Origin of the sequence: uncultured Microbacterium sp. (assembly GCF_947632095.1) — a bacterium.
Lineage (GTDB): Bacteria > Actinomycetota > Actinomycetes > Actinomycetales > Microbacteriaceae > Microbacterium.
Genome location: NZ_CANROA010000082.1, coordinates 1 through 4,695 on the forward strand (window position 1 = coordinate 1; position 4,695 = coordinate 4,695).

Annotated in this window: 9 protein-coding genes; 5 read left to right on the forward strand and 4 right to left on the reverse strand. The window is 66.8% G+C overall.

Annotated elements, in window-relative coordinates; translation table 11 throughout:
* The 4 genes from Q0Z66_RS11950 to Q0Z66_RS11965 form a co-directional block, all read right to left on the reverse strand.
* The coding region (locus tag Q0Z66_RS11950; RefSeq protein WP_298041451.1) for a hypothetical protein at positions 1–467 on the reverse strand (467 nt) is incomplete at its 3' end.
* Between the two features lie 120 nt (positions 468–587).
* A complete protein-coding gene (locus Q0Z66_RS11955) occupies positions 588–791 on the reverse strand; it encodes a hypothetical protein (RefSeq protein ID WP_298041453.1) in 204 nt (67 codons plus the stop codon).
* Between the two features lie 176 nt (positions 792–967).
* Positions 968–1,225 (reverse strand): hypothetical protein, encoded by a 258-nt coding sequence (locus Q0Z66_RS11960; protein ID WP_298041454.1) that lies wholly within the window; start codon positions 1,223–1,225, stop codon positions 968–970.
* On the reverse strand, positions 1,222–1,368 hold the full coding sequence (locus Q0Z66_RS11965; protein WP_298041456.1) for a hypothetical protein: 147 nt from the start codon (positions 1,366–1,368) through the stop codon (positions 1,222–1,224). Before Q0Z66_RS11965 ends, Q0Z66_RS11960 begins: the two co-directional genes overlap by 4 nt.
* Before the next feature lie 601 nt (positions 1,369–1,969).
* On the opposite strand from Q0Z66_RS11965, the gene Q0Z66_RS11970 reads away from it, so the two are divergent.
* The 5 genes from Q0Z66_RS11970 to Q0Z66_RS11990 form a co-directional block, all read left to right on the forward strand.
* Positions 1,970–2,248, forward strand: a complete 279-nt coding sequence (locus Q0Z66_RS11970) for a hypothetical protein (protein ID WP_298041458.1) — start codon at positions 1,970–1,972, stop codon at positions 2,246–2,248.
* A complete protein-coding gene (locus Q0Z66_RS11975; protein ID WP_298041460.1) occupies positions 2,245–2,511 on the forward strand; it encodes a hypothetical protein in 267 nt (88 codons plus the stop codon). The genes Q0Z66_RS11970 and Q0Z66_RS11975 overlap by 4 nt, the downstream gene beginning before the upstream one ends.
* Positions 2,508–2,825: a hypothetical protein gene (locus Q0Z66_RS11980; RefSeq protein WP_298041462.1), complete on the forward strand. Its 318-nt coding sequence runs from the start codon at positions 2,508–2,510 to the stop codon at positions 2,823–2,825. Before Q0Z66_RS11975 ends, Q0Z66_RS11980 begins: the two co-directional genes overlap by 4 nt.
* Before the next feature lie 25 nt (positions 2,826–2,850).
* A complete protein-coding gene (locus Q0Z66_RS11985; protein ID WP_298041464.1) occupies positions 2,851–4,488 on the forward strand; it encodes a hypothetical protein in 1,638 nt (545 codons plus the stop codon).
* 10 nt (positions 4,489–4,498) lie between these two features.
* The coding region (locus Q0Z66_RS11990; RefSeq protein WP_298041466.1) for a hypothetical protein at positions 4,499–4,695 on the forward strand (197 nt) is incomplete at its 3' end.

Genomic DNA, 4,695 nt, shown 5'->3' on the forward strand with positions numbered 1-4,695 from the left:
CCGACGAGGTCGTCGAGCAGGTCGCGAGTGTGCACCTGGGCGACCTCCGACCGGCGCAGCCCCATCTCGGCCGCGAGCCGCAGCATCAGCGTCTCACGCGCCGGCGCGCGCAACAGCGCTTCACGGTACGCGGCATCCGGCGCGGGACGAGGACGCGGCGCGGTCGCCTTCACCATCGGCAGTGCATCGGCGACAACAACCTCGCAGCGATCCGTAGCGACTCCCCACCGCCAGAACGCGAGGAACGTCGTCCGCCTCGAGCGGCGCGTTTCCTTCGCCCAATCCTGCCCGCCGGCGTACTCGAGCAGCTCGGCCTTCGACACGTCCCACGGCGACCCCGCCTGCACCCTCCGTGCGAGGTGATAGAGGTGCTGCTGTCGAGCGGCCCTCGTCGTCGCGGGTTTGCCTCCGGCGCGCTGGTGCGCGAGGAAAGCCTCTACCTCATCTATCCATGCTTGCGTGAGCATATCCATTCCCTCTCCATGCACCATCCGCGATGAGGGCGCACGGCCCCCCAGCGTGCACCCTCATCGGGTTCGACGCACGTCCCCAGCGTGCGCATCCGCGTCCCCAGCGCGGACGTCTAATCAGCCGCCGGCTGCTCTCGCGACCGCGGCCTCGAACTGCTCCCGCGGTATCACCATTCCGCCGTCCCACATGACGAGCACGTCGTCTCCGAACGCGCACGCGGTCACCGAAGCGTGCTGGACGTATTCGACCTGAACGCCGCCGGACTTGATCACGGCGAGCTGCTCGGCGATATCGAGTTCGTACTTCGTTTCAACCTGCATCGCGTCCCCCAACCTCGACATCTGCCGTGATCCGCGCGAGACACGACCCGCCGCGCCAGATCGAGCTACCGAGCCGACCTACGTTGTCGCAGCGTGCGCACCCCTGGCCGATGCACGCGGCGCACCGCATGATCTTGACGGCGAGCGGCGCGTAGTGGTCCAGATCGAACAGTGCATCAGGCATCGTGTCTCCGAATCTCGTGCTTGGTCGCTTCGGCGACGCCGAAGGTCGTGAAACCGCCGGATGCCGCGACGCTCACCTCGTGGCGAACGGACGTCGGCGGCGTGATGCCGTGCTCATCGAGCAGCAGCTCGAGCATGCGCACCGCATCGACGAGTTCGGCCTTCGTCATGCGTGCGAGCGCGCGGCGACGTTGCAGCGCGTTCTCGACCTCTTCCTCGGCGGCGAGCATCGCGTCCCACGAGCCGCTCACAGCGCGACCCCCTCGGCGGCGAGCAAGAGCTGATACTCAACGTCGAGCAGCGCTCCCATCTCACGCGTCGACAGGCCGGCGAGCGCTCGAGTCGCCCGAAGAATCTCGGGGACGGTCGTAGCTTCGATCTGGATCATCGTCATATCCACATGTTAGCGCGACTCTCGTCACAATATCGAGACACGCCGCGCTGAATGTTGTTCGTTCGTCTCGTTCTCGTCCAGTGTGTAACGCATGGAACAGAAACGTGACAGCCGGAACGCGCGACCACCGCCAGCGCGACCTCTGGGACAGCCAGGGGAGAACTGAATACGCGCCGGTCGAGCCGGCATCCACCGTCCGAAGGACCGTGAGACCCGCTGAGCTGCACAGCGACAAACTCCCAGCATCCCGAGCAGAAGGGGCGCTGGTAAGTGGTACGACCGGGCAGCGCGTTCGACTCCCTCTCTGCATACGCCTGTCAGTAGCGCGCTCGAGAGACGCGCCCACACATCGACCGACGCCCGGCTCCGCCGAAGCATCGCCGAGGAGTGGTCCCTTCCGTTCTCGGAGGGGGCCACTCCTCCCTCAACCACTCACCACCGAAGCAGACGACATGGAAGAGCATCACTACCTCGAGTCCGGCTGGTGCATATGCGGTCATCACCGAGACGACGGCAAGCGAAACAGGGATCACTCACCGGAACTCACCCGCGCGGAAATCCGCTCCATCCTCGGCCCCACCTATCAACCGAAAGACAGGACATGACCACCACGAAAGTAGCTACGGACGCACTCTCCGACCTGGTACACACCGCCCGCGAACGAGCACGCACCGACCGCAACCGGCAGCGCACCAAGAGGGCACAGGCACACGAGCACATCGCCCGCACCCTCGACGGCGCACGAACCCGACTTGTGCAGGACGGTCCCGAATACCTCGACGCGGCGTGGGCATTCGTCGATGGAGGCCGAAAGCTTCTCGCGAACCTCGCCGATGCGAAGAACGCCGACGCGCCGGCCGTGATGAGAGCCCGCTCATGATCGACAACATCGAGCCCCTCTCGTTCGTCATCATCATGCTCACCATCGCCGCGACCTGGGCCGTCGTCCGCATCCGCGATCGCCGAGTCCTCGCTCGACGCGCAGCCCTCGTCGCCGACGCGATCGAACGAGTCGAGTCCTGGGCCGACGCCGGCGCATGCGCGATCGCGTGGATCGAGGGCGAGAGCATCAACGTCTGCACTCGACCGCACGAGCACACCGGACCGCACGCCGACCAGATCACGAAAGCACTCGTCCGATGAGCGCGAAGCACCGGCACCCCGACTACCAGAAGAACGCCCGCATCATCCGGCAGCGGGTAGCAGTCCTCCGGCGGGGCGGCGGCGACGTCACCTGCTGGCGATGCGGACACGACATCGACGAGGAACAGCGATACGACGTAGGGCACATCGACCCCGACGCCGGACACGACCTCGGCAACCTCGCACCCGAGCACCGATACAAGACCGCCCGATGCATCGGCAACCGAGCCGCCGGCGGCAAGCTCGGCGCAGCACGACAGCAAGCCCGCGCCGAACGACGAGCAACCACCTCGACCGACCTTCTCGACTGGTAGAAACGCGAACCCGACGGATCTTTTTATGAGCATCGTGAGAACCCCCGCCTTCGGCTCTACAGCAGTGTTTTTCCCCGACCTCGCCGACCACTGGCTCATGGACGAGGCCGCGTGGACCGCGCATCGAGCGCTCGCTCTTTCCCCCGACGAGGTCAGCGAGCTCGAGACGACCGCCGCCGACCGCCTCGACTTCCTCACCGGGATGATGCTCATGGGTCAGCTCCACAACCGCGAGGGCGCAGCGCAGGACCCTGTCCCGCAGCAGCTCGTCGTCGTCGACATGCTCGCCGCCGGCCGCGCGATCAACGCCGTCATGATGCCGCGCCGATCGACCAAGACGACGACCATCCTCGCCGTCATCATCGGCCGATGCGCGAACCGACCTCGCCGTAACTCCGCGTTCACGCTCGCGACGACCGGACTGAAAGCACGCGAGAAGTTCGGGCACGAGGTGCTCGCCGTCATCGAGGCCACCTACCCCGACCCCAAGACTCGTCCCGTGAAGGTCGTTCGGCAGGCCGGCTCCGAGGCGCTCGTGTTCCCGAACCGCTCCGTGTTCTCCGTTCACGCACCGATCGGCGACAACTTCCGAGGCTCCGCGTACGACGAGGTGCTGATCGACGAGGCCGGCCGCGCGAAGCCCGAAATGACCGAGGACCTGCTCGCCGCGATCCCGCCGACGCTCGACACCACCGGCGGACAATTCATCATCACAGGTACCGCCGACAAGATCAGGACCGGGAACCTGCTCTACGAGGTGCTCTACCAGAAGTCCGAGCAGCTCCACGCCGGCATCCTCCGGTACAACGCCCCCGACTCGACCAGCGACGAGGAACTCTCCGACTGGGAACCGACCGACCTGCACCCCGGCGCGAACGTCCGTCGGCTCGTCGAGCTGCATCACCCCGGCATCGGCAACCTCACCGACCTCGAGGCCGTGCGCCGGAACTTCCACCTACAGCCCCGGCAGAAGTTCATCTTCGAATACCTCGGCATCTTCGGCGACGAGGGCACCGCGACAGGCCTCATCCCGCCGGCGACGTGGGACCGCACCCTCGTCCCCGGCGCACTCCCCGACAGCCCCGGACACTTCGCCCTCGCCCTCGCCGTGCACCCCGACGGACTCTGGGCATCCGTCGCCGTCGCATGGCGACACACGCTCGAGCCCGCCGACCTCGTCGCCGTCGCCGAAGACCTCGACGGCGCAGAACGCGAGACGCGAACCGCGATCGGCCTGCTCCACCACCAGCAGGGCACCAAGGGACTATGGCGCAAGGTGCTCACCATCGCCCGCGCCCACAAAACGCCGATCATCTACGACACCGCGTCGCAAGCCGCAGCCGTCGAAATCGAGCAGCTCAACCGCGCCACACCTCGCCCCGAGCTCACCGCCGCTAAGACTCTCGACGTCCGGCAGGGCGCGACCAAGCTGCTCAAACTACTCGACGAGGGCACCCTCGCACACTGGCAGCAGGAACGCCTCGACGCCGCCGCCGCGATCGCCGTGAAACGCGCGATCGGCACTTACGGCGGATTCGGCATCGGCCGGCCGAAGGACCAGCCCGACGCCGACGTCACACCACTCGAGGCCGCGACCCTCGCCCTGCAATTCCTCACCGACGCACCCGCAGTCGTAAAGCCCGCCGACGCATTCCACTTCTAGGAGCATCCCGATGTCCACCAACACCAGCACGAGCCCGATCCGCCTCGACGAGTCCGCAGCCGTCATCGTCATTCACTGCACCGAGCATCCCTGGTGGCGCGCCGTCCGCTTCTACCGCGACGACGCCCACGACGCCGCATGCGCTCACGAGGAACGCGAGCACGCCGGCGACGTCCGGCAGCGCGAAGCACGCCGCCTCCGCAAGAC